Source organism: Sinorhizobium fredii, assembly GCF_002944405.1.
Lineage (GTDB): Bacteria > Pseudomonadota > Alphaproteobacteria > Rhizobiales > Rhizobiaceae > Sinorhizobium > Sinorhizobium fredii_C.
This window is the reverse complement of the sequence record NZ_CP024310.1, coordinates 1,580,104-1,604,567: the sequence shown is the minus strand read 5'-3', so window position 1 is coordinate 1,604,567 and position 24,464 is coordinate 1,580,104. Positions and strand designations below refer to the sequence as shown.

At 62.3% G+C, this 24,464-nt stretch carries 22 protein-coding genes and 1 pseudogene; 8 read left to right on the top strand and 15 right to left on the bottom strand.

Features of this window, described 5'->3' with window-relative positions:
- Positions 1-9: 9 nt before the first annotated feature.
- Positions 10-1,011 carry an NADP-dependent oxidoreductase gene (locus tag NXT3_RS31100; RefSeq protein ID WP_104841338.1) on the top strand — a complete coding sequence of 334 codons (1,002 nt, stop codon included), beginning with the start codon at positions 10-12 and terminating at the stop codon, positions 1,009-1,011.
- 152 nt (positions 1,012-1,163) lie between these two features.
- Here the strand turns inward: NXT3_RS31100 and NXT3_RS31095 are convergent, their stop codons facing one another.
- From NXT3_RS31095 to NXT3_RS31080, 4 genes are read right to left on the bottom strand one after another with little or no spacing between them, the layout of a single operon-like run.
- Positions 1,164-1,496, bottom strand: a complete 333-nt coding sequence (locus NXT3_RS31095) for a hypothetical protein (RefSeq protein ID WP_037421134.1) — start codon at positions 1,494-1,496, stop codon at positions 1,164-1,166.
- Entirely contained in the window at positions 1,493-2,380 is an 888-nt protein-coding gene (locus NXT3_RS31090; protein ID WP_104841337.1) for an NAD(P)-dependent oxidoreductase, read from the bottom strand. The genes NXT3_RS31095 and NXT3_RS31090 overlap by 4 nt, the downstream gene beginning before the upstream one ends.
- A complete protein-coding gene (locus tag NXT3_RS31085; protein ID WP_097539867.1) occupies positions 2,377-2,913 on the bottom strand; it encodes a gluconokinase in 537 nt (178 codons plus the stop codon). Before NXT3_RS31085 ends, NXT3_RS31090 begins: the two co-directional genes overlap by 4 nt.
- Positions 2,882-3,637, bottom strand: a complete 756-nt coding sequence (locus NXT3_RS31080) for an SDR family oxidoreductase (RefSeq protein ID WP_097526897.1) — start codon at positions 3,635-3,637, stop codon at positions 2,882-2,884. The genes NXT3_RS31085 and NXT3_RS31080 overlap by 32 nt, the downstream gene beginning before the upstream one ends.
- Before the next feature lie 87 nt (positions 3,638-3,724).
- On the opposite strand from NXT3_RS31080, the gene NXT3_RS31075 reads away from it, so the two are divergent.
- The 3 genes from NXT3_RS31075 (at position 3,725) to NXT3_RS31060 (ending at position 6,947) form a co-directional block, all read left to right on the top strand.
- Positions 3,725-4,672 (top strand): 2-hydroxyacid dehydrogenase, encoded by a 948-nt coding sequence (locus NXT3_RS31075; protein WP_037421123.1) that lies wholly within the window; start codon positions 3,725-3,727, stop codon positions 4,670-4,672.
- A gap of 10 nt (positions 4,673-4,682) precedes the next feature.
- Entirely contained in the window at positions 4,683-5,714 is a 1,032-nt protein-coding gene (locus NXT3_RS31070) for an L-idonate 5-dehydrogenase (RefSeq protein WP_104841336.1), read from the top strand.
- Between the two features lie 336 nt (positions 5,715-6,050).
- Positions 6,051-6,947: an SMP-30/gluconolactonase/LRE family protein gene (locus NXT3_RS31060; RefSeq protein WP_104841335.1), complete on the top strand. Its 897-nt coding sequence runs from the start codon at positions 6,051-6,053 to the stop codon at positions 6,945-6,947.
- A 22-nt stretch (positions 6,948-6,969) separates the two neighbouring features.
- Here the strand turns inward: NXT3_RS31060 and NXT3_RS31055 are convergent, their stop codons facing one another.
- The 4 genes from NXT3_RS31055 to NXT3_RS32205 all read right to left on the bottom strand — a co-directional run bounded on the left by NXT3_RS31055 (position 6,970) and on the right by NXT3_RS32205 (position 11,131).
- Complete coding sequence (locus NXT3_RS31055) at positions 6,970-8,022, bottom strand: glycoside hydrolase family 25 protein (protein WP_104841334.1); 1,053 nt, start codon at positions 8,020-8,022, stop codon at positions 6,970-6,972.
- 1,653 nt (positions 8,023-9,675) lie between these two features.
- On the bottom strand, positions 9,676-10,122 hold the full coding sequence (locus tag NXT3_RS31040; protein WP_097527397.1) for a hypothetical protein: 447 nt from the start codon (positions 10,120-10,122) through the stop codon (positions 9,676-9,678).
- An 11-nt stretch (positions 10,123-10,133) separates the two neighbouring features.
- Positions 10,134-10,502, bottom strand: a complete 369-nt coding sequence (locus NXT3_RS32210; RefSeq protein ID WP_179864834.1) for a hypothetical protein — start codon at positions 10,500-10,502, stop codon at positions 10,134-10,136.
- A 62-nt stretch (positions 10,503-10,564) separates the two neighbouring features.
- Positions 10,565-11,131, bottom strand: a complete 567-nt coding sequence (locus NXT3_RS32205) for a hypothetical protein (RefSeq protein ID WP_037421107.1) — start codon at positions 11,129-11,131, stop codon at positions 10,565-10,567.
- A gap of 168 nt (positions 11,132-11,299) precedes the next feature.
- Between NXT3_RS32205 and NXT3_RS33050 the strand changes: the two genes are divergently transcribed.
- Both NXT3_RS33050 and aac(6') read left to right on the top strand, forming a co-directional pair.
- A complete protein-coding gene (locus NXT3_RS33050; protein WP_104841333.1) occupies positions 11,300-11,719 on the top strand; it encodes an ATP dependent DNA ligase in 420 nt (139 codons plus the stop codon).
- Positions 11,689-12,141 carry an aminoglycoside 6'-N-acetyltransferase gene (gene aac(6'), locus NXT3_RS31020; protein WP_097527399.1) on the top strand — a complete coding sequence of 151 codons (453 nt, stop codon included), beginning with the start codon at positions 11,689-11,691 and terminating at the stop codon, positions 12,139-12,141. Before NXT3_RS33050 ends, aac(6') begins: the two co-directional genes overlap by 31 nt.
- 296 nt (positions 12,142-12,437) lie before the next feature.
- Here the strand turns inward: aac(6') and NXT3_RS31015 are convergent, their stop codons facing one another.
- The gene (locus NXT3_RS31015) at positions 12,438-12,929 is read right to left on the bottom strand and encodes a GNAT family N-acetyltransferase (protein ID WP_097539875.1); all 492 of its coding nucleotides are present in this window, start codon (positions 12,927-12,929) and stop codon (positions 12,438-12,440) included.
- 320 nt (positions 12,930-13,249) lie between these two features.
- Here NXT3_RS31015 and NXT3_RS31010 point away from each other — a divergent pair, with 320 nt between their 5' ends.
- Complete coding sequence (locus NXT3_RS31010; RefSeq protein WP_097527462.1) at positions 13,250-14,785, top strand: winged helix-turn-helix domain-containing protein; 1,536 nt, start codon at positions 13,250-13,252, stop codon at positions 14,783-14,785.
- A gap of 300 nt (positions 14,786-15,085) precedes the next feature.
- Here NXT3_RS31010 and NXT3_RS31880 read toward each other — a convergent pair whose 3' ends face one another.
- Both NXT3_RS31880 and NXT3_RS32865 read right to left on the bottom strand, forming a co-directional pair.
- Positions 15,086-15,358 (bottom strand): phage integrase N-terminal SAM-like domain-containing protein, encoded by a 273-nt coding sequence (locus tag NXT3_RS31880; RefSeq protein WP_141471741.1) that lies wholly within the window; start codon positions 15,356-15,358, stop codon positions 15,086-15,088.
- Positions 15,359-15,583: 225 nt separating this feature from the next.
- Positions 15,584-15,706: pseudogene (locus NXT3_RS32865) on the bottom strand (tyrosine recombinase xerD); the annotation flags it as partial.
- Positions 15,707-15,869: 163 nt separating this feature from the next.
- On the opposite strand from NXT3_RS32865, the gene NXT3_RS30995 reads away from it, so the two are divergent.
- Positions 15,870-17,369 (top strand): winged helix-turn-helix domain-containing tetratricopeptide repeat protein, encoded by a 1,500-nt coding sequence (locus NXT3_RS30995; RefSeq protein ID WP_037415821.1) that lies wholly within the window; start codon positions 15,870-15,872, stop codon positions 17,367-17,369.
- Between the two features lie 52 nt (positions 17,370-17,421).
- On the opposite strand, the gene NXT3_RS33435 is transcribed toward NXT3_RS30995, so the two are convergent.
- From NXT3_RS33435 to NXT3_RS30975, 4 genes are read right to left on the bottom strand one after another with little or no spacing between them, the layout of a single operon-like run.
- The gene (locus NXT3_RS33435; RefSeq protein ID WP_104841332.1) at positions 17,422-18,213 is read right to left on the bottom strand and encodes a hypothetical protein; all 792 of its coding nucleotides are present in this window, start codon (positions 18,211-18,213) and stop codon (positions 17,422-17,424) included.
- A gap of 28 nt (positions 18,214-18,241) precedes the next feature.
- Positions 18,242-21,352: an efflux RND transporter permease subunit gene (locus NXT3_RS30985; protein ID WP_104841331.1), complete on the bottom strand. Its 3,111-nt coding sequence runs from the start codon at positions 21,350-21,352 to the stop codon at positions 18,242-18,244.
- Positions 21,353-21,381: 29 nt separating this feature from the next.
- Positions 21,382-22,950: an FAD-dependent oxidoreductase gene (locus NXT3_RS30980; RefSeq protein ID WP_104841330.1), complete on the bottom strand. Its 1,569-nt coding sequence runs from the start codon at positions 22,948-22,950 to the stop codon at positions 21,382-21,384.
- A complete protein-coding gene (locus NXT3_RS30975) occupies positions 22,947-24,089 on the bottom strand; it encodes an efflux RND transporter periplasmic adaptor subunit (RefSeq protein WP_104841329.1) in 1,143 nt (380 codons plus the stop codon). The genes NXT3_RS30980 and NXT3_RS30975 overlap by 4 nt, the downstream gene beginning before the upstream one ends.
- Positions 24,090-24,464: the final 375 nt, after the last annotated feature.

Genomic DNA, 24,464 nt, shown 5'->3' with positions numbered 1-24,464 from the left:
GTTAGACTGATGAAATCATTCCTCATCGATCGCTACACGAAAGGCGGCGCACTGCGGTTCGGTGAAGGTCCCGAGCCGGAGTTGCGTGACAACGACGTCATGGTCGAGATTCATGCCGCCGGCGTGAACCCCTTGGACAACAAGATTAGGGACGGAGAGTTCAAGCTCATCCTGCCCTACCGCCTTCCACTCGCGTTGGGCAACGATGTAGCGGGCATCGTAGTCCGGGTCGGAGCCAAGGTCCGGCAATTCAAGGCCGGTGACGCGGTCTATGCACGTCCGGCCCAGGATCGCATCGGGACATTCGCAGAGTATATCGCCATCGACGAGGCCGATGTAGCAATGAAGCCGAACAATTTGACCATGGAAGAGGCCGCGTCCATTCCGCTTGTCGCGCTGACAGCATGGCAGGCGCTGGTCGAGCGGGCCAACGTGCAGAAGGGACACAAGGTCCTGATCCTTGCCGGCTCGGGTGGCGTGGGGACGATCGCGATCCAGCTTGCCAAGCATCTCGGAGCATATGTCGCCACCACCGCGAGCACAGCAAATATCGCCCTTGTGAAAAGTCTCGGCGCAGACGTCGTGATCGATTACAAGAACGACGACTTCGAGAGAGTGCTGCAGGGCTACGACGTCGTGCTGAACAGCCTCGAGAAGGAGACGCTGGAAAAATCCCTCCGCGTGCTGAAGCCGGGCGGGAAGCTGATCTCGATTTCCGGTCCACCCGATCCGGATTTCGCGACGCAGAACGGCTCTGGCTGGCTGCTTCAACTGGTCATGCGCCTGCTGAGCTTTGGCATCAGGAGACAATCGAAGCGCCGGAGGATCAGCTATTCGTTTCTCTTCATGACAGCGAACGGCGGGCAGCTCGGAAAGATCACTTCCCTGATCGAGGCGGGTGTCATACGTCCCGTGCTGGACCGGGTCTTCCCGTTCGAGAGAACCAACGAGGCACTGGACTATGTCGACACGGGTCGTGCGAAGGGGAAGGTCGTCGTCACTGTGAAATGACGTCTGGACCGCTGCGCACACACCTTCCTCTCAAGCATAATGCGCAGCGGCCGTCGTCATTTTCTGGCCTTGATTGGTGCGTCCGGAGATCAAGGCTGCAACTGGGAAGGCCAGCACGGAGCGGCACGTGGCGGGTGCCGCTCGCGGGTCGCTCAAAGGCGGTATTCGTTCGCCTGGGTGACGTGGTGGTGGATGCGGCCTTCGAAGAAGCGCGCCAGCACCTCTTCGGTCGCGGCTCTCGCCGCCGCCCGCGCCGGGCTCGCCAGCGCCTTCTCGACCGTTGCGAGATCCGGATAATTGATCGCCAGGATCATCGGGATCTCCGGCGCCCCTTCGTCGCGCGCCTCGGCGAAGGTGACGCGCACGTCGAGCGCACCCGGGAAGGCCTTCCACTTCGGCAGGATGTTTTCCAGCACCGCGGCCCGGAAGGCATCGGTCTCGCCCTCCTTCACCTTTCCCTCGAACAGCGCGTAGCGGGTGATCATTCGACAATCTCCTTGTTGGGTCCCCTGAAATATTCCATCAGCGCAGCCTGGTCCTCGCCGCCGAGGCCGGCCGCCGTCAGCATCCGGTGCACTTCCGCGCAGGTTGCGGTGAGCGGCATGGCCGTGTTGGTGCGGCGGGCGAGGTCCTGCGCGCCGTTCAGATCCTTGACCATGTTGTCGATCCGGCCGGTGCGCCGGTAATCCCTGGCGACGAAGCGCGGCATGTATTCCTGCAGGATGGCGCTATCGGCCCTCCCGCCCTTCAGCGCCTGCGGGATCTTCGCCGCGTCGACGCCCGCGTCGAGCGCCAGTTGCGTCGCCTCGGCGACGGCGAGGAAATTCAGGCCGCAAAGGACCTGGTTGATCAGCTTGGTGGTCTGACCGGCTCCGGACGGCCCCATATGGGTATAGTTGGAGGCGACGTGCTTCAGCACCTGATGGGCGTCCGCCACGTCCTCCTCCCTGCCGCCGGCCATCAGCGTCAGCTGCCCGACGAGCGCCTTCGGCGCGCCGCCGGAAAGGGGGCTGTCGACCCAGCGCAAGCCGTGTTCGGCGGCTTCCGCCGCCAGCGCCTTGGTGGCTTCCGGATCGATCGAGGACATGTCGATGATGAGGGTTCCGGCTTTGGCGCCCTTGGCGACGCCGGTCTCGCCGAAGACGGCGATATGGACGATCTTCGCCGAGTTGAGGCTGAGGATGACCGTATCGGATGCCGCCGCCGCTTCCGCCGCGCTCGCCGCCGCTCGTGCCCCCTTGTCGACCAGTTCCTGGACTTTGGCCCGGTCGAGGTCGAAGACCGTCAACTGATTGCTGGTTTCGACGAGCCTCGTCCCGATGGCGCCGCCCATGGCTCCGGCACCGATCAACGCAACCCTGTTCGTCATTCTCGCAGTCCTCCCAGTTGGGCAGCGATCGCCTCGACGACCGCCTCGAGCGGCTGGTCGATATCGACGCTGATGGCATTTTCGTCCGGTCCTGGCGGCTCGAGCGCCGCGAACTGGCTGGCAAGCAGCGCCGCTGGCATGAAATGGCCCTGCCGCTCCTTCATCCGCCTCTCGATCACCTCGACCGTTCCGGCGAGATGGATGAAGGTGACCGGCCCGCCGGCTGTATTTTCAATATGTTGCCGGTAGGCGCGCTTCAGCGCCGAACAGCCGATGATCGTGGGGCCCGTTCCGGCGGCAAGCGCCTCGCCGACACGGGTCAGCCATGGCCAGCGGTCCTCGTCCTGAAGCGGGATGCCCTGGCTCATCTTGGCGATGTTTGCCGCCGGATGCAGGTCGTCGCCGTCGAAATAGACGGCGCCGAGGCGCGTGGCGAGTGCGGCGCCGACCGAGGACTTGCCACAGCCGGCGACCCCCATCAGCACCATGCGCTGCGGGATATCAGAGAGATGCGGTGATGCCGCCGTCGACATAGAGCACGTGTCCGTTCACGAAAGAGGAAGCATCCGAGGCGAGGAAGATGCAGGCGCCGACCAGCTCCTCCACCTTGCCCCAGCGGCCAGCGGGCGTACGCTTTTCGAGCCAGGCCGAGAAGTCCGGATCGGCGACCAGGGCGGCGTTGAGCGGCGTATCGAAATAGCCCGGCGCGATCGCATTGCACTGCAGGCCGTATTTCGCCCAGTCGGTCGCCATGCCCTTGGTGAGATTGCCGACCGCGCCCTTGGTGGCGGTGTAGGGGGCGATGCTCGGGCGGGCAAGGGCAGTCTGGACGCTGGCGATGTTGATGATCTTGCCGGCGCCTCGCTTGATCATGTGCCGCGCCACCGCCTGGCCGACATTGAAAACCGTCGAAATATTAGTCCTGAGCAGCTTCTCGAAGGCGTCGGCGGGAAAGTCCTCGAGCGGCGTGCGGTGCTGCATGCCGGCATTGTTGACGAGAATGTCGATCGGCCCGACCTCGGCCTCGAAACCGTCGACGGCACTTCGCGCGGCTCCGTGGTCGGTGGCGTCGAAGGCGAGTTTTTTAGCGCCGGCAATGCAGGCGGTGGCTTCGGCGAGCTTTGTCTCATCCCGCCCGTTGAGGACGACTTCTGCCCCCGCAGCGGCGAGGCCGCGGGCGAGCGCAAAGCCGATGCCCTGCGAAGAGCCGGTGACAAGCGCCCGCCGGCCTTTCAGATCGAACAGTTCAAGGGCCATTTTTCCTCCGGCATTTCGTCTCGACAACTCGAATTCATCTGTTTATGTTATCGATAACATTCAATGTCAAGGGACGGAGTTTCTGAATTGAACAAGCCGCATATTCTCCAGGTCGGCCCCTATCCGGAGTGGGACGAGGTGCCGCTGAACGACGCCTTCACCGTGCACCGCTATTTCGATGCCGTCGACAAGACGCGCTTCCTGGCCGAGGTCGGGCCGAGCGTGAAGGCGATCGCCACCCGTGGCGAACTCGGCGCAACCCGTGCGATGATCGAGGCCTGCCCGGGGCTCGAAGTGATATCCGTCTATGGCGTCGGCTTCGATGCGGTCGACCTTGCCGCCTGCCGCGAGCGCGGTGTGCGCGTCACCAACACGCCTGACGTGCTCACCAACGACGTCGCCGATCTCGGCGTCGCGATGATGCTCTGCCTGTCGCGCGGAATGATCGGCGCGGAAAGCTGGGTGAAGGACGGCAGCTGGGCGACACAGGGCCTCTATCCGCTGAAGCGTCGCGTCTGGGGCCGGCGCGCCGGCGTGCTCGGCCTCGGCCGGATCGGTTACGAGGTCGCCAAGCGCCTCAAGGGCTTCGACATGGACATTGCCTATTCCGACGTCGAGGCGAAGTCCTACGCATCCGAATGGGAATTTGTCGCCGACCCGGTGGCGCTTGCCGCCCGCTCGGACTTCCTGTTCGTGACGCTCGCCGCCTCGGCCGCGACCCGCCATATCGTCGGCCGAGAGGTAATCGCCGCGCTCGGCCCCGAGGGCATGCTGGTCAATATTTCCCGCGCCTCCAACATCGACGAGGAGGCGCTTGTGGAAGCGCTGGAAAACCGCACGCTCGGTTCGGCGGCGCTCGATGTCTTCGAAGGCGAGCCGGCGCTGAACCCCCGTTTTCTAACCCTCGACAACGTCCTGCTTCAGCCGCACCATGCCTCCGGTACGATCGAGACGCGGAAGGCCATGGGTAAGCTGGTGCGCGACAATCTCGCCGCACATTTCGCCGGCCAGCCGCTGCTGACGCCTGTATTGTAAGGAGCCTCCGATGAAAGCGATCGTCGTTCGCGGCGCAAAGGACCTGCGCATCGAGGAGCGGGCCGTCGAGGCGCCCGGCGCGGGCGAAGTCCAGCTTCGCCTTGCCGTCGGCGGCGTCTGCGGCAGCGACCTGCATTATTACAATCATGGCGGTTTCGGCACCGTGCGGCTGCGCGAGCCGATGATCCTCGGCCACGAGGTCGCGGCTTATGTGGAAGCGCTGGGACCTGGCGTCGACGGTCTGAAGACAGGCCAGCTCGTCGCCGTATCGCCGTCGCGGCCCTGCCGGACCTGCCGCTATTGCCAGGAGGGGCTTCACAACCAGTGCCTCAACATGCGCTTCTACGGCAGCGCCATGCCGTTCCCGCATATCCAGGGCGCCTTCCGCGAGGTGCTTGTCGCCGATGCAATCCAATGCGTGCCAGCCGAGGGCCTGACGCCGGGCGAGGCGGCGCTCGCCGAACCGTTGGCGGTGGCGCTGCATGCGACGCGGCGGGTCGGAGAAGTGCTCGGCAAGCGGGTTCTCGTCACCGGCTGCGGACCGATCGGGGTGCTTGCGATCCTCGCGGCGCGCCGCGCCGGCGCGGCCGAGATCGTCGCCACCGACCTGTCCGACTTCACCCTGGCGCTCGCGAAGAAAGCCGGCGCCGATCGGGTCATCAACATGAAGAGCGAGCCGGATGCGCTCGCTCCCTACGGCGCTGACAAGGGCCGTTTCGATGTCCTTTATGAGTGCTCCGGTGCAGCACCAGCGCTTGCCGCCGGCATCGCCGCGCTTCGCCCGCGCGGCATCATCATCCAGCTCGGGCTCGGCGGCGACATGAGCCTGCCGATGATGGCGATCACCGCCAAGGAGCTCGATCTGCGCGGCTCCTTCCGCTTCCACGAGGAGTTCGCGACCGGCGTCGGGCTGATGCAGAAGGGACTGATCGACGTCAAGCCGCTTATCACCCACACGGTGCCGCTTGCGGACGCAGTCAGCGCCTTCGAACTGGCGAGCGACCGCAGCCAGGCGCTGAAGGCGCAGATCGCCTTTTCCTGACGGACGCTGCCGTCGCCGCGACGGCGAGGCAATCTGCGGGCAACCGGAAGATGCGCCGCCGCCAGATGTCGTGGCACACGATCATAGGGAATGGAGCTTGGCTGATTCCCTCCGCCCTCATCCCTGTGCTTGTCACAGGGATCCAGCAGCGCCGCGTCTGCGGCGCGGCTGACTCTTTCAGCCAAGGACTTGGCTGGCTGGCACCTGTGACAAGCACAGGAATGAGGATTGAAGTGAAGCGCCGTACGCTGGCCGACCCAGGTGCTATAGCACTCTGTATCGATGCAACACTCGGCTGCGAGGAAACCGCAGGCGAAAATCGGGAGGAAAATCGGAATGTCGTTCTTCGAGGCGGTCGACCCCAGCTTCAAGTCCTTTGTCATGGGCAATGCCCCTCTCAAGCAGATCGCGACAGGCTTCGACTGGGTCGAAGGGCCGGTCTGGTTCGGCGACGCCGGCTGCCTGCTCTTCTCCGACATCCCCAATAATCGCATCCTCCGCTTTTTGCCGGGGGTCGGCATCTCGACGTTCCGCAGCCCCTCGAACTATGCCAACGGCCATACGCGCGACCGCGAGGGGCGGCTCGTCAGCTGCGAGCACGGCACGCGGCGCGTGACGCGGACGGAGTTCGACGGATCGATCACGGTCATTGCCGACAGCTACCAGGGCAAGCGGTTGAATTCGCCCAATGATGTCGTGGTGACGTCGGACGGTTCGATCTGGTTCACCGATCCGCATTACGGGATCATGACCGACTACGAGGGCTTCCGCGCCGAGCAGGAACTGCCTTGCCAGGTTTACCGGGTGCGCCCATCCGGTTCGATCGAGGCGGTCCTGACGGATTTCAACTGCCCGAACGGCCTCGCCTTCAGCCCGGACGAGACCCGGCTCTACGTCGCCGACACGGGCCGCATGTTCTCCTCGGACCCGCAGCATATCCGCGCCTTCGACGTCGGCGCCGATGGCGCGCTTTCGGGCGGCGAGGTGTTCCACGCGATCACGCCCGGCGCCGCAGACGGGATTCGCGTCGACAGCGACGGGAACCTCTGGTCCTCGGCCGGCGACGGCGTGCATTGCATCGCCCCGGACGGACATCTGATGGGCAAGATCCTCGTGCCGGAACGGGTCTCGAACATCTGCTTCGGCGGCCGCGCCAAGCATCAGCTGTTCATCACGGCGACGACCAGCGTCTATACGATCGCGCTCAACCGCAAAGGCGTGCAGCATCCCTGATACGGGACGCTGCCCGCGCCCGTCAGGTCGAACTCCCCGCCGTCCAGCGGTGCCATTCGGCCTCGCTGCCGTGGAAAACATTGAGGTCGATGCGGCCGTCGACGCCGTGCGACAGGCCGGAGCCGGAATATTGCCAGAACAGCCACTTGCGGCCCGGATAGACCTTCGACGGATGGGCGGCGACAGAGCGCAGCCAGAAGGGATGGTTGGGGAACGCGTCCCTCAGATTGTCGCGATAGAAATCCGGCGCGGTGTAGATGACCGGGCGCTGGCCGTAATGCCGCTCCAACTTGTCCATGAAGACCTGCATCTTCTCCCGCACCCGCTCGGGTGAAAGGCGCCGCTTGCAGCTCGATTCGCCGTTGTATTCGACGTCGATGACCGGCGGCAGGGCATTGGCCTCGCGCGGCACGTTGCGGATGAACCAGTCGGCCTGTTCGCCGGCCGTCCGGCACCAGTAGAAGAAATGGTAGGCGCCGCGCTTGATCCCGGCTTGCTCGGCCCGGCGCCAGTTTTTCTTGAACATCGGGTCGAGATGGTCGCCGCCGTCGGTCGCCTTGATATAGGCGAAGTTCGCGCCTTGAGTCCGGAGCTTCTCCCAGTCGATATTCCCCTGCCAGCGCGACACGTCGACGCCGTGCACGGCCATCTTCCTCGGCGACCGCTTGCCAAAATTGATCGGCTTGGCGTCGCGGAAACGATGGCTGTAGACGCGCGACCGGGTGCGCGGCGCCTCCTCCATGGCGGGATTGTCGGGAACGACCATTGCGATTGGCCGCTCCATCGGAACGGGCATGCCGGCTTCGCTCTCCATCGTCGTGAAGGCTTCCGGCTGCGGCACCTGGCCGGCCCAGGCGAGCTCTTCCGGCGGCTCGCTTGCCGCTTCGGCCAGGCCGACATCGCCGGACGGAACCGGGCCGGGCACCGAAACCACAGGCGCGGCAGGCGGAGCGACCGAACTCGTCACTTCCCGCGACGGCCGTGGCGACAAGACCGCTTCCGGACCGGAACTGGAAGCGCAGCCCGAAAGAACAAGGCAGGTGAGGACAATTGCTGGCGCAGCCGACAAACGCATTGGAGACCCGTACGCAGAACATTGTCGACGGCGGGAGCATGGTGCCGTCGCGACTGATCGGAAGTGCTAACGGGAAATTACCAACAAAGATTGAATCCGAACTTAACGGGGCGGTTCAAAGCGCGCCTCTATATTCGGCAGTGAACATCCAACGCTCGATACATGACGTTCACTCCCGCTTCGGGTGGAGAGCCGAAATTCATTGGGATGGCACTGAATGACCGCTGAATGCCACAATGCGGAAGTCGGCGCGGGCACGATCGTGACAACAGAGACGGTGACCCGCGGCCGTTCAGGGTAGCATGCAACAAACGGCGAAAATCGCGATCACCTTTGCGATAGACAACATCGCCCGATCTTATTCGCTGGCTCCGCGTGCGTGTTGGTCACTGGGTGCGGGTAAATCTTGCACCTCGTCCCGATCAGCAACTCGTTCAACCATGTTGGAGGAACGCGATCCTCACCCTCTCGTCGCCGATTCGATGAAAGGACCTGTTGAGTGTAATGCCCATTGGGCTAGTGACAAACTGGGCCAACGCTCGATCCGGCTGGCGATCTGGGGTGCTCCTGTCATCTTCTGCGAGAGCTACTTCGAAGAAGTATGACAGCGGGGCATCGAGAGCATGGGCAATTGCCTGAAGTCGACCTGCGCCGACCTTGCTGCGGCCGTTTTCGTATTCTGTATCTGTTGATATGTCACGCTAACGGCCATCGCGAGCGCGCTCTGTGTCATGCCCGTCAAGAGACGCCGCGCTCGGATTCTTCGGCCAACTTGAAGATCAATCGGGTCTGGTTTTCTGTTCTCCAGTGGACGGCTGAGCAATCAGTTCTCCCTGAAGGTGAATTGGATGCGCTTGCGCACGTCGCCTCAACGAAGCTGGCTTCAGCTCGCCGGGAAACGGAGTTAGGAGTGTAGCCACTCAACGGCGGTCTCTCTTAGAGCAAAAGAATTGGTGGCGCGTCAGACCTTTGACCGCCTCAGCATGCTGCCGGCACCAGACTAAAATCCCTTTGAGGTCAGGTAGGGCAGGGGGAGTTGTGCGATGCTGCGTGGCAGTTGCTCGGTCGGGGCTGCTGCAACGGAAGGACTGGTCGTCCGCCCTACTGAAGACAGGCAGGCGAGGGCGGCAGTGCACGTGGAGCAGATCCAGGTCAACAAGCGCCTTGCATCCGGCGCCAACAGGAGGAGTGCTCGCGACACGAAGCAGAGAGCGAGGCGAGAATTGCGGTCGATACTGGCGCGGCTGTACTTGGACTGATCGCGATCTCGGGCGGCTGGGCGCACGATGAAGCCGCCCGTGCTGCTGATCAGCGGGCGCTTTGCTTGTGTGAATACTCGAGGACCAGCAGAAACGAAACCTGACGATCGCCATTCGGCGCCAACGGCGGAGGCTGCGGTTCCTCGCAGCTCTCGCTTTTCCGTAATTCTTCTGGTGGTAGACATCGCAGCGGCGGAGTGGGCTTCGCCTTGGCGGTTACCGTCGCTTCAGGTCACCTGCAGATTAATTAAGCCAAGAATAATCCGATCATAGTCGCCGCGAAAATAGCGATCACCGCAGTAAGCGCGATTGACAACATGGTCCGCTGGTCAGAACTCATTCCAGTTGCTCCGTGGTCGATGATAGCAAAAGAGCAGTGCGAATCAGTTCGCTGTCATTGCTCCTCTGGCAAAGGGATGATGACTTTTGACTTGCTCTTTGTCGGCTTTTCGCCGGGCACATGCGACATGGTCTTCGTTCTGCTCTGCAATTCGTCATCTTTGACCGTGGTCTTGGTCTGCGACTTGCTGAATGTGCCTTGGTCCATGGCTTGTGCCTTTGCCTTTCCTTGCAATTGGTTTGGGTTCTCCTTTACCGTCGTCCGGCTTTTCGCCTTTCCGTCCGCCGAAGCGGCGCTTCCACCTACGCCGATGGATGAGGTGGTGCCGTTATCGGTATTGCATGTGCCGGCCGTGCCGACCGTACTTGCCGAAGTTCCGCCGGCTGCAGCGCTCCCGCCAGATCCTACGGTCGCAGCCGTGTTGCATTCTTGAGCATGGACCGGCATTGCTGTGGTGACCCCAACAACGACGTAAATTCTAAACAGAGTTCTCCCAAGCATGGCAGCGCCTCTCACTTCTTCGGCTTGATGATTGCGCAGGTCCCGTCCGACCTGCGCGTTACGGTCGTCCCATCCGGGCGAGTAACGCTTGCAGTGGCATAGCTCTCTCCAGTGGACGATCCTGCTGTCACCGACGACCCGGCGCTGCTGGCTGATCCACCACTTGCCGTGCTTCCGCCGACCGTCGTGGATGAAGATACGCTGCCCGATCCGGCAGTAACCGAAGTCGAAACGCCACCGTCTGATGATTTCTGCTCGATAACCGTGCAGGTCGAACCATTGTCCAGCTTGATTTCTTCCGCCATCACGGCACCTGGTGCGATGATGGCCATTACGCCCATTGCTGCGAGTAGGTTGATTGCTGATGAACCGGAGGTCATTGGCCTCCTCCTGTCACAAAAGGCGCTGGCTCGGAAAACTATCCAAGCCAGCAGATTTAAAGTTAGCAGGACGGCCGCTTACCCTTCGAACCATCCTTCTTGGCGAGACCGGGAGGACAATCCTTGTTGCTCTCATTGTCCTGGGCGGAATCCCTGGCACTGTTGTCGTCGCCCGTTACGCTACCTGTCGTTTCGCCCGACGTTGAGCCACCGGTACCCGTCGTCGAATTCGCCCCGCCCGTTCCGGCGGCGGAACCGCCAGTTCCGACCGAGCTGCTGGTGGACCCGCCACCTGCCGAGGAACCGCCAGTACCAAGCGTGGAAGCCGAGCCGGCGTTACCTGAACCTGCCGCGGATCCGGCCGTACCGACAGAACTGCTTGATGTGCCGCCACCCGCCGAAGAACCACCCGTCCCGAGCGTTGATGCGGAGCCGGATTGGCAATTGGTGGTGTTCGGGTCGCAATTGCCGCCCGCAGAGCTACCGCCCGTTCCGACGGTGCTGCTCGAGGTGCCACCGCCCGCGCTGGTGCCGCCCGTTCCGACCGTACTACTCGACTGTGCGTAGGCGCCCAGAGTGGTGCCTGCAAGAAGGCCCGCTGCGAGGGCTGCCCTTATGAAATACCGCATTCGGAGTTCCTTTCCTCACGTTGAGAGACTCGAGGCTGCAACCTGCCCTTCAAACTCGAACGATCACAACCTGTTCCGGCATAGGACTTCGGACCCTGCAGGCACCCCGCCAGAGGTCCGGTCGCCCATCAGTCTTTGGTCTGAAGGAGTGATGGGGAAGCGTGCTGTATTAGCGGCGCGATCGCCCGCAGACGGTCTCGCGGCCCCGGTCGGGATCTTGATCTTTCCGTTCATCCCGGTGGGATAGAAGCCGCCCTTGGAACCTCGCGGCCGCTGCTGGCGGCAAGGAGGAGGGGTGGGCTTGTCTATGTCGGCGGCTGCGCAACCGGCTGGACATGCGCGGAGTCGGCCAAGCTGCGCGAATTGCTCGAGGCAATCCGGACGGATTCGCCGGCGGTGAACCTGAAGAAGAAGAGGGCCGTCTTTGTCGAGCCTGTGCTGGTCGCCAACAGCGTTCATTGCGGCCGTCGCAAAACCGTCTATTCTGCGACGTTGCAAAAGTCAGGCAAACAAGGGTCGCTGCAATCGGGAACTTCGCGACCAAAGAGAACCACAGTATGGAAACGATTATCGAGATTGGGACCATAAAAGATATCGAGTCGTGGGCGGAGCTTCGCGTTGCGCTGTGGCCGCATCACTCGCTCGAAGATCATCGAGCTGAGTTGAGCCGGGCGTTTCTTTCAGAAAGTGGAGAAGCCGTCGCGTTCATCGCTCGAAATGCTGAGAATGAAGCTGTCGGGTTTGCCGAGGCCACTTTGCGACATGATTATGTGAATGGATGCAGCAGCTCGCCCGTTCTATTCCTCGAAGGAATTTATGTTCGGCCCGTTGACAGGCGAAAGGGTATCGCACGATTGCTTTGCAATGCCGTTGCCGATTGGGGAAAGCCGTTTGGGTGTGTCGAGTTTGGCTCTGACGCGCTGCTTGAGAATTCAGCCAGCCATGCGCTCCATGCCGCTTTAGGATTTGAGGAGACAGAGCGCGTCGTGTTCTTCCGAAAGCCACTTTAGGCCGGTGTTGCCCTTCCACAAGGATGGTTCGCCGCACAGATCCTAAATTTCGCGACAAAATCGCGGAGCTGATTTTTCAGTAAAATTCTGCCGCAAGAATACCCTTGCAAACGTTGGAATCTCGCGACGGACTTTTGCGACAGGTTCGATGACCGGAACGTGCCGACTGCCTCCATGTCCCTGAACCGCCATCATAAACTCACGGTTGACTCCTAATTTCAGCTATGGGCTCCAAAGCTCGCTCGCCTCTGGGGAACACGTAGTCTCTCATCTGCTGCTGACGCAACCGTCCGCATTCACAGCCGCTTGGCCATCCAAAGGTGCGGCTGGCCCTCGTCCTCGTAATCGACATCGCTGATCTGCGTATAGCCCTGCTTGGCGTATAGATCGTGCGCGTATTCCTGGGCATGCAACTTCACCAGTTTAGCGCCGGCCTCGCGCGCGGCCTCGTCGCTCGCGGCAATGATCACACTCGCCAAACCCCGGCGGCGAAACGCCGGCATCACGGCTACGCGGCCCAGCAGGTACGTCTCCCCTGCCGTCACGCCCTCATCGAACGTGCATGGGGGCGACTGAGGGCTCTCGGGCGCGAGTGCGCGCTGAACTAGCTCGGGAAACAGGCGTGAGCACCCGGCCAGCTCGCCATGGATATAAAGCGTCACGTGCACGCAGGAAGGGTGGTCGTCGATGCCGTCGAACTCATTCTCATAGCCCTGCTCTTCTATGAAGACAGTGCGCCGCACCGCAAAGGCGTCGTCACGCGCGTTGGTCTTGATCTGCGGAGACATGGAGGCCCTTCATCCGTCGGTTCGCTTGCGCGCCATCATATCGGCAGGCAAACCATGTCACCCATATTTCCTGATTGTATCGTTTCGGCGCGCCCTAGTCAGTTCGTGGTTCGTCCGCTGTTGGCGCATCTGGGCCGCTGAACGCGACACCTGGAAGATGCCTAGGGCTCGTCCTCGTCCCCTGGCGTAAGGGTCGATTTTACGTGTTGCCTTTGGATGTCCTACAGTCTGTGATGCCGAACGAGCTCGTTCGGCCGCATAAGGTCTTGGTCGCTTCAACGACATTCCTATGGCATTGTGTATAGGCTATGGTTCCCGGCATGGTGGAGCCGCTGTATGCCTTCGGTGACTTCGTGCTTGATCCCGGCCGCTCTCTGCTGCAGCGGAACGGCAAGGCCGTCGTTGTTGGTCACCGCGGCCTTGCGCTCCTTCAGGCGCTGCTGGAGGCCCGAGGAAAGGTCCTGTCGAAGGCCGACCTGATAGAGCGATGCTGGCCGAATACGGTCGTCGAAGAAAGCAATCTTACCGTTCAGATCGCGGCCTTGCGCAAGGTGCTCGGCACGGCTCCTGATGGCCGGGAATGGATCGCGACCATACCGCGCACTGGCTATCGCTTTGCGATCGCATCCGCGGGCGAAGGAGGCATGGCAGTGATGCCGGTAAGGCCAACACTCGCGGTTCTACCCTTCACCAATCTCGAGGGTAGTCCTGACCAGGGTTACTTCGCAGACGGCGTGGTGAACGACCTCATTACGGCGTTGAGCCGCTTCAAGAGCTTCGCAGTGGTCGCCCGACATTGCTCGTTCGGATACAATGGAAGTCTCCCGGACGTGCGCTTGGTCGCGAAAGAACTCGGGGTGGGCTATTTGCTCGAAGGCAGCGTAAGACGGTCGGGAGATCGATTGAGGATTGCGACGCAACTCGTCGACGGCGGCAGTGGGATACACCTCTGGGCGCAGAGTTTCGACGGCCTGGTCGGCGACCTTTTTGATTTCCAGGACCGGATCACCGAAAGCGTCGCGACGTTGATCGAACCGCATATCCAGACGGCAGAGATCGAGCGGTCGCGTCTGGCTCGGTCGGGAAGCATCGCGACCTACGACATCTATTTGCGAGCTCTGGCAAAGATCTCGACAGAGTGCGAAACCGACAACGCCGAGGCGTACGCGCTCCTCATGAAAGGCCTGGAGGCGGAGCCTGACAATGCCCTTTTGCTCGCGCATGCGGCCTGGGCCCTCGAACATCGTCACACGATGGGCTGGGCACCGCTCGGCAGGGACGACGTGGGAGATTGTGCGGCGCTCGCGCGCCGCGGCCTCGAACATGCAGCGGGAGACGCGATGGTGATGGCGCATTGCGGTGTCGCGTTGCTCCAGACAGCAAAGGACTACGACTGGGCTGTGGCGGTTCTGCAATCCGCGGCAGAAGCCAACCCAAAAAATCTGATGGTCCTGGTCAGGGCCGGCCTTGCGCATCTTCATTGTGGGAGCCTTGATGAGGCGCTCGCCCACTTCCATCGGGCCAACCGTTTGAGTCCCGGCGATCGGGGCGCCCATTTTTCGCTTTGCGGGATCGCGGACGTGCACCTGATCCGCGGCGAATACGCCGAAGCTAAATCCTGGGCTGCTCGCGCACTCGCAAGCAATCCCAACTTTGACCCGACCCTATGGGTGCTGATCGCTGCCAATGCCCATCTCGGCCGCATAGAGGAAGCGCATAGCTATCTGCGTGCGCTCAAGCGCATTACTCCGGCAGTTACAATCGCCCGCATCGAGGCCGGACAGCCTGCCAAGGACCCGACGAGGATGGCTGCCTTGCTCGAAGGGCTGCGGAAGGCGGGCCTCGAGGAAGGCTGACGATTTAGAAGATTTCGGAATTTTTCGAAGGGAGATTTAGGACAGAAAGAGCCTTGTTGATCGAGCCTGCTCTCACACCGCACAGAGGACGGAGCAGATGCTTACCACTTTCACGATCCTTTCCCGAGACCAAGGCAACATCCATATCCCGTCTCGCGACCAGCATCGCGAGCAAGCTGAACCGTTAAATGAAGGCGTCGTGGAACCGACCAACGGCCGATGGAAGCTTCGGAATATCGCCAGGACTATCGTGAGCCTTCCCAGCCGACTTCTACTCGGCGGCTCCTCACGTGCGTGTCCCTAAAAGTCTCGGCCCAGAACGCGTGACAGGCTTGGCCGAAAATCGTGGCGACAGAGGTCACCTCTCGAGCTCTTCTGATGCTCCTGCGCACCACCGTGCAGTTGGTAGGCGCTCAGGTCATCGGGTGTCGCCGGATCTGGTGATCGCTTGAGAAACCCGGCGACATTCTTGATCGCCCGAATATGGGCTTGCTGGGCTTTGTCGCCCAGTCCACGGATGCGTATGTCTTCGATCATCCGCTCGCGTAGCGGGGAGGTCCTATCCTCCGTCATGCAACCTCCTGTCTGAAGATTGAGAACACCCCAATCGTCAGCCAGGACCGCAAAACCCGCAAACGCACGGCGTTCAGTTCATTGCTGCACCCTCACCACAGGCGCCAGTGCCGCGCGAGCGGCTTCGTCCTTAGCTCGAATTTGGACTTCCGCGTAGCAAGATGGCGGCGCTTCTCTTTGAAGCGCCGCCATTAAGTACTACAGCTCGACCTGCTCAGAGATGGCCATGTGCGCCGCCTTCGTCCGTCTCATCGAGTGCGTGCCGTAGCGCTTCGGATCAAGTCCGATGCTCAACACCCAACTTTCGACGACCCTGCTATATTGCCGCGTCGACAGATGCGGCAGTGCGCAGGCCCAAATCTCGGTAAAGAAACTCACTCCCGAAGGGCCACCGACTTCATTGATTTTCCCGCGGTGACCGAAGACGTCGGCGGTGGCTGGTCAACCAACGCGCTTTGTGTCTGACATCCGTTGCCTTTTCGGAGTATCGTCTTCCAATTGAGGGATCCGCATGCCGGAATCAACCGTCTCAGTTTTCCGGTTCGGCAGCTTTACGCTGGACCTGGCCCAAGGCACGCTGCGGCGGGGCGCCGACCCTGTCTTCCTGCGGCCCAAAGCCTATACGATCCTTGCCCATCTTGCGGAAAATTCAGGACGCGTGGTTCCGAAATCCGAGCTAATGGACGCAGCCTGGCCGGGGATCTATGTTACGGAGGATTCGCTGACCCAGTCGATCAGGGAAATCCGCAAGACGCTCGGGGAAAGCATGATCCGGACAGTGTCGAAACGCGGCTACATGCTCGCGGTCGGCACGGAGGAGATGCCGGACCTGTCACGCCAGCCGATCGTCGCCGTACTACGCTTTCGAAATGACAGCGGAAATCCGACGGACGACGCGCTCGTCGATGGTTTTGCGGAGGACATCATATACGGTCTCGCACGCTTCGGTACCTTCACGGTGCTGGCGCGCAATTCGAGTTTTTCCTTTGCTTCCTACGTCGCTCCGGAATGGCAGCAGATCCGCGCGCGCATTGGCGCTGATTATGTGGTCGAGGGCTCGGTCAATCGACATGGCGACCGCATCGCCGCCGCTGTCAGTCTCGCCGATGCGTCCAACGGAACCCAGCTCTGGGGCGAACGCTACGTGACCGAAGGGACCGGCCTCTTTATTGCCGAAAGCGATATCGTCGAAGCGATCGTCGGCCGCTTGGTGGCGCGCGTCGACAATGCCGGGCTGCAGCAGGCCATTCGGAAGCCCGTCACGAGCCTTGCCGCCTATGAACTGGTGCTTCGTGGCTTTGCCTTGCTGCGCGATCCGGCTCAGAGCGATTTCCAGGGGGCGGAAACCCTTTTCCTCGCAGCCTTGGAAAAGGACCCGAATTACGGCCTCGGCCTTGCCTACCTGGCGCTGTCGCGGATCGTCATCGCCGAGTTCGGGCGCGCCAGCCCGGTAGTGCTGGCAGAGGCGCATGATCTCGTCGAGCGCGCCGTGGCGCTCGCGCCGGATCAGTCCCCCTGCCGACGCGTGCAATCCCTGGTGAGACTCTACATGCGGGAACACGAGGCGGCGGAGCGCCACCTCAGGATCGGCTTGACGCTCAATCCCTACGACGCCGACTCGATCGAGCAGATGGGCTATGTGCTGACAATGCGAGGACGTCACGTCGACGCGCTTGGTTGGCTCGACCGGGCGATCCGCATCGATCCGCTGCAGCCGCACTGGTGCCAGTACGACCGCTCGCTCGCGCTCTATCTGATCGGCGAGTATCGGGCGGCAGCGGAGGCGCTCGAAATGGCGACGCGGCCGGCGCCGTGGATATCGACGCGGCTGGCGGCCTGCTATGCCCAGCTCGGCCGGATCGAGGACGCAAGGCGTCAGCTTGCCAGCGCCAGGGAACGCGACCCTTCTTTCTCCCCGCTCGACTACACCAGGAGCGGCATACCCTTCGAGCATCGCGGCGATGCCGAGCATCTGACAGACGGGGTTCTGCTGGCTCTCGGCAGCACCTGAAGCCAGCATAGTCCCGGTAGGTCCGTCGAGCGCCACCGCCGCGTGAGCCAAATCAATCGATCACGACCACCACATAACCTCTCCGGTAGGGTTGATAAAAGGCGCTGCCGCACCGCCAGACAGGGGTGCCGTTGACATATGTGAGGGCGCAGCCGGTGGGGAGTGCCGCAACGGTGACGGCCGTGCGGCGGATCACGCGGCGCGTGGTGCGGCGGGTGACGCCGGCAACGCTTACCGGCGTCAAGGGGCGCCCAATGCGGGCCTGGGCGCTGCCGACGAAGGAAAAGGCGGGCGGGAGCCCCGTCAGATCGGTCAACGCGACCGTAAGGGCGATCGCGATCCCAAACGCGCGGGAGGCGTGAAATTTTGCTCCAGTCATTGAAGGTTCCTTATCCGGGTTGGTCGGGTTGCTTCCGGAAAATGAATTCGCAGGGTTGAGCGCGGATGAGCGAGCGGCCACCTCCCAGCGAACGGCATTGAACGCGGCGAGATGGGCGAGGACGAAGAAGCCGTGCAGGCCGGCAGTCATGTAGCCTGCTGCAAGCGTTCCGGTCAGAATGAAAAACTGCCAGAACAGGAGATTGGCGGTGCCGAGCAGCAGGTGCACCGCTGCCCCGACGACGTGCAAACTGCTCCCCGCTCGCCACAGCATCACCCCTAGTATGAAGGCAAGACCATGGGCGTCGATGAAACCTATTGCGGCACCGGGCACCCCGTTCAGGAGCAGCGCTTCCGGCCCTCTTGCAAGAAAGGAGCCCGCAATGTCGACCATCATGCCGCCGGTCGAAGCAATGAGCAGGAAGGCTGCGTCAAAGCGTAGGAGAAAATTTCTGTAGGCAAGCATGTTGATGTTCCTTCGGAGTGCGTTTCACTCAATAGGCCGAGATCGGCATGGGCTGGGCCGGCGGCTTGATGGCCAGTTCATGCAATTTTTGCGAGCTTGGCTCTGGCGCCTTGATCCGGAACCAAGCGACATAAAGCGTCGGCAGGAAGACTAGCGTGAGCAGCGTCGCCACCACCAAGCCGCCCATGACCGCGTAGGCCATCGGACCCCAGAACACCGTCGGCGCAATTGGGATCATGCCGAGAATCGCCGCGGCGGCAGTCAGCAGGATGGGCCGCAGGCGGTGTTCCGTGGCGCTGATCACCGCCGACCAAGGCTCCTCACCGTCGGCGATGTGCTGGTCGATCTGGGCGATCAGGATCACGGAGTTGCGGATCACCATGCCGATCAAGCTCATTACGCCAAGGATCGCGACGAACCCCATCGGAGCCCCGGAGAGAAGCAGCGCCGCGGCAACGCCGATGAGGGCGAGTGGTGCCGTCATGAACACGAGGATGAGGCGCTGGAAGCTCTTGAGCTGAACTATCAGCACCGTAGTCATCAGCAGCAGCATCATCGGGAAGACCACGTAGATGCTGGTCTGCGCCCTGGCGCTGTCCTCCATGACGCCGCCGAGCGCAATGTGGTAGCCGTGCGGCAACCGCCCTTCGAAGGCCTTGATATCGGAGTCGAGTGCCTTGACGATGGCAGTCGGGTCACTGCCGGGCGTGACGTCGGCCTGGACCGTGACCGTGGGCACGCGGCCGCGGCGCCAGATCAGTGGCGGCTCCGTCGCATAGGCGAGGGTGGCCACATGGGCGAGCGGGATGCGCCGCCCACCGGAGGCGGTGACGGTCAGGTTGCGGAGCGTGTCGAGCTTCGCCCGTTCCTCCGGCACGGCTCGCGCGACAATATCGATCAGGTGGGCGCTGTCGCGCATTTGCGTGATCGTTGATCCGCTCAGCACCGTGTTGATCGCTTCCGAGAGCTGCTGCGAGCTGATGCCGAGAGCCCGCGCGCGATCCTGGTCGACCCTGACCTTGATCACCTTGGCCGGCTCGTTCCAGTCGTAGTTGATGTTGCGGACATGCGGGTTGGCGCCGATCACCTGGGCAAACTCGTGCGCGTAGCTGCGCGTCGCGTTCATGTCGGGCCCGGATACGCGGAACTTCAGCGGCCAGCCGACGGGCGGGCCCATTTCGAGCGGCGTCACGCGAGACATGACATCGTCGAAATCTTCCGAAAGCGCCGCCTCCAGCCGAGCGATCACGCCCTGGCGGACTCCGGGCCCCTTAGTCACGACCACGGCCTGGGCGAAGAAGTCGTTCGCAAGTTGGGCGTCGAGAGGCAGATAGAACCGCACCGCGCCCTGACCGACATAGAACGTCCAATGTTCGATGTCTGGATCCTTTTTCAGGATCTCTTCCACACGGCCGACGACCTGGCGCGTCGCATCGATGGAGGCGGTGCGGGGCAGGGTAAGGTCGACCATGACTTCGGGCCTGTCGGACTTTGGGAAGAATTCCTGCGGCACGAAGTTCATCGCCACCACTGCAAGTCCGAAGAGGCCGGCAGTGGCACCGAGCACGGTCCACTTCGCCCGCATGGACTGCTCCAGCACGCGACGGAACCAGCGGAGCATGGGTGAGCTTTCGTGCGCGCCATGTGTCGCGATGCGCTCCGGCAGGATGGCGACGCCGGTAAGCGGCGTAAAGAGCACGGCGACAACCCATGAGACAATCAGCGCGATGCCCACCACGGCGAAGAGCGAGAAGCAGTACTCGCCGGCGCCGCTCTTGGCGAAACCCACCGGAACGAAGCCGGCAATCGTCACCAGAGTGCCTGTCAGCATCGGAAATGCCGTGGATGAATAGGCGTAAGTGGCAGCGGAGACCCGATCGTACCCCTCCTCCATCTTGGAGATCATCATCTCGACAGCGATCATCGCGTCGTCGACGAGAAGACCCAATGCGATGATCAGGGCGCCGAGCGAAATGCGCTGCAGCGAAATGCCAAAGTAACCCATCAGCACGAAGGTGATCGCCAACACCAGGGGAATGGCCACCGCCACGACGATGCCCGGTCGCCAGCCAAGGGCGAGGAAGGAAACCGCAAGCACGATCGCCACCGCCTCGGCGAGGCTCTTGGTGAACTCGCCGACAGATTCCTCGACGATGCGCGACTGGTCGGCGGTCAGCGAAAGTTCGACACCGATCGGCAGGTCGCGCCTCAATTCCTCGACCTTTTCCTTCAGGTGTTCGCCGAGCGCGAGCGCGTCGCCACCTGATGTCATCGAGATGGCGATGCCGATCGCCGGCTGTCCGTTGAAGCGGAATAGCGGCTGCGGCGGGTCGGAATAGGTGCGCTTGACTTCGGCGACGTCTCCGAGACGGAAGTACTTGCCGTCGGTATAGAGATTGATCGCCTTCAGGCTTTCTTCGGAGGTGAACTCGCCGGAGACGCGGATAGCGATGCGTTCGGGTCCGGCGTCGACGGTTCCGCTAGGCTGAAGTGCATTCTGCGCCTGCAGAGCCTGCGAGATAGTGCCTACGTCGAGTCCGAGCGCCGCCACCTTCTCCGTCGAGAACTCCAGATAGATCTTCTCGTCCTGCTGGCCGATCAGATCGACCTTGGCGACGTCCGGAACCTGCAGAAAATCGGCCCTGAGGCTGAGCGCCAGGTCTTTCTGCTCACGATGCGACAAGCCGTCCGCGGTCAGTGCATAAATTAGTGAATAAGTGTCGCCGAACTCGTCATTGTAGTTGGGACCCATCGCGCCGGAGGGCAACGTGGACTTTATGTCGTCCATCTTCTTGCGGACTTGGTACCAGAGAGGCTGCACCTCGGCCGCCGGTACCGTGTCCTTGAGGTTGACGAAGACGACGGATTCGCCAGGCTTGGTGTAGCTCTTCACGTAGTCGAGGTTCGGGAGTTCCTCCAGCTTCTTCTCAATGCGATCGGTGATTTGGTTGACGGTGTCGACGGCGGTGGCACCCGGCCACAGCGTCTTCACCACCATCGTCTTGATGGTAAAGGCCGGGTCTTCTTCCCGCCCCAGGGTCGAATAGGCCCAGAGACCGGCAAGCGCGGCCACCACCATCATGTAGACGACGATGCTTTTGTGGCGCAGTGCCCAGTCGGAAAGGTTGCAACTCGTCATGATATTCCTCCCACGATAAACCACCGGCGCTAGATCGCAGCGAGCGAGCACAAGCGCTCGATCGTCGACGGTTCGACGTGCCTCGGTTTGATTGCATAGGTCTCGATGAAGCGCTCGAAGGCAGTTGCGTCCTGCTTCGCGACGATCGCGATATGGCCGTCCGGCCGCACGAGATAGGCCGTGTTCCTGACTATTCCGACCCGGCATGCCGCGGTGCTCCAGTCGAAACGGTGAAGCGGGATGCCGGCGAGCGAAATCGCTGCGCCGAACGCCGGCTCGACCTCACCATAGACATGGACCTGCCAGTCGAGGGTGGTGAGACATGCATGGTTATCGCCTTGTCCAAATGGCACCCATGGCAGCCGGTCGCCGCCCTGGACAGCACCGGAGCGGCCGGAGCTGAGGGCGCTGTTTCGATAGGTGATGCCGGTCTGAGAGATGAGCGCGAAGAAGGCGCGGGAGCCGATCTTCGTGCGGGTGATCGCCGAGATCACCTTTGCCATTGCGTAGCGCCGCCACAGCCCGAGGAGCCAGGAGCGACCCGATACGAGCTTGAAGGCCTGGTCTGTGCTCTTGATCAGCACGCGGGCGAAGGCGAGGCGCTCGGTCTCGTAGGTGTCGAGCAGTGAAGCGGCGGCGCGACCTTGCAGCACGGCTGCGAGTTTCCATGCGAGGTTGACGGCGTCGCCAATGCCGGTGTTCATCCCTTGGCCGCCGGCAGGGCTATGGATATGTCCAGCATCTCCGAGCAGAAAGGCACGGCCGACGCGGAACCGCTCCGCGACGCGATGGTGCACGCGATAGGTCGAGAACCAGTTGAGCGCCTTGATTGCAATGCCGGTGTGGCACTCGATTTCCGGACGAATGGCTTCAAAGGTGATGACAGGGTCTCTTTGATGCGCCTCCGGAACCACGCCGATCAACCTGATGCTGCCAGTCTGCCGCACCGGCATGACCAGGGCGAAGCCGTAGCTGCCAAGGCAGACGTCCATGCCGTTCCGCGTCACTTCCCCTTCGCCGTCGACATCGGCGACATAGAAGGACTGGTCGTAGGTGCCGCCGGGAAAGCCGATTCCGAGGGCATGGCGAACGGTGCTGCGCGCGCCGTCGCAGCCGCAGATGTAGCGGGTCTTGAAGGTCCTCTCGACGCCCTCGCGAATAGTCGTGACGGTCACGCCGTCATTCTTTTCCTCGAACGCCACAAATTCGGTCTGCCGTTCGATGTGGACACCGGCCTCCTCGAGGTGAGCCATAAGCACGCGCTCATGGATGTCCTGCGGCAGCGCGAAGGCATAGGAATAGCGGCTGACGCCTTCGCCGAACCTGCTCAAGGGGATGATGGCGCTTACTTTCCGCGGCGTGCGGGCGGTCAATTGCTCGAGGCGGATGCCGGCCTCAAGCACGTCATCGACGACGCCGATCTGCCGGTGGAATTCGAGCGTCCGAGCCTGCACGGCAAGGGCGCGCGACGTTTCGCCGGGCCCGGCCGACTTGTCGATGACGCGGATGTCGACGCCCAGGCGAGCGAGCCAGAGGGCAAGGGTCAGGCCCGTCGGGCCGGCGCCGACGATCAGGACTTCAGTATCGAGAGCGTTCATTTGCCGTCTCCTTCGATGCGGACTTTCTGCCGGTCACGCAGCCGGCTAACGCCGGCCGTAACGACAATGTCTCCCTTGGTCAGACCGTCGCTCACAACGACACGGTCGGGCTCGTAATGGGCAACGACTATCGGCTTCAGCGCGACCGTGTCGTCTGCGCCCACAACCCAAACCGCGGGCTCGCCACGCAGATCGAACAGGGCACTTCCGGGAATGGTGACAACCGGATCGCCGGGCCGCTCCACCCGGCCGGCCACGCTGGCGCCGAAGCGCATTGCCTCGGGCGCATTTTGCAGCGCCACTTTGACCTGATAGGTGCGCGTCGCCGCATCCGCCATCGGCGCGACCTCGCGCACGAAACCGAGGACGGCAACGGAAGGATCACTGAGGAGCGAGATTGTGATCCGAGCGCCTGCCCTCTCGGCCGGGTGGGCCGCGAACATCGCCTCGGCGATCGAGAAAACGGCGTCCTTGTTGGCCGGATTGGCAATACGCGCGACCATCTGCCCGACATTGACGACCTGGCCTTCCTCAGCGCCCACGGCGGTGATGATGCCGTCGAAATCGGCCCGGAGTTCGGTATAGGCGAGCTGATCCTTGGCCATGTCGAAGGCGGCAGTCATCGCCTCGAGCTTGGCGACGGTCGAACGCAAGTTCTTTAAGGCAGCATCGTGATTGGCGCGCGTCGTATATCCGTGCTCCAGCAATCTTCTGATGCGAACCTCGCTCGCCCGCGCCTCGAAGACGGCGGCCTCGGCCGCCTGCTGATCGGCTTTGGCGCTTCTCAGGCGATTGCGATATTCCTGATCATCGAGCCGTGCGAGCACATCGCCTTTCCTGACTTTCGCCCCGACTTCGACAGTTCGCGACACGAGCTTGCCGGAGAGCCGGAAAGCAAAATCGCTCTCGCGCTGCGGACGGATTTCCCCGACGGCGCTGTTGCGGACGGGCATCGCCCTGGGCTCTACCGTCAGCGTCCTGACGATCCGGACCTCGCGCCCGTCCGAATTGCCCGTCGTGACGACGTTGCCGTCGCTGCTGTTTGCGTTAGACCAACCAACGAAACCGGCCGAGGCAAGGCAAAGCGCAAGGGTAGAGAGGACCAATGAACGGCGGCTTTTGATGCGGCTATTCGGCATATAACCCCCAAGAGAGGCTGTCGCCGGTCATTGCTGTCCGGCGTTACACCCCAAACGATCTGGAAAACTGAGGCGCGCTGCGCACCTCGCGTCATCAGTTATCGCCGGAGGGTAGGACCGAAATCCCGATCGGAATCTGAAAAAAATCTGATGTCTTCATGAATGGCATCAGGAGGGACGGGAATGCCAATAAGCGCGCTGGCAGTGGAGGCAGCGGTTTCGGCAGTTGAACGCATTTAGGTCCGCCACAAGGTGCAGAACGGACGATTGCCAAAAGATAGTTGATCGACCGCAACGGGTCGATCGGTCCGGTTCAGGGTCACGTCGCAGTCGGGTGGACAGCGGAAGTCGGACGACGGGAGCTGAATGGGCATG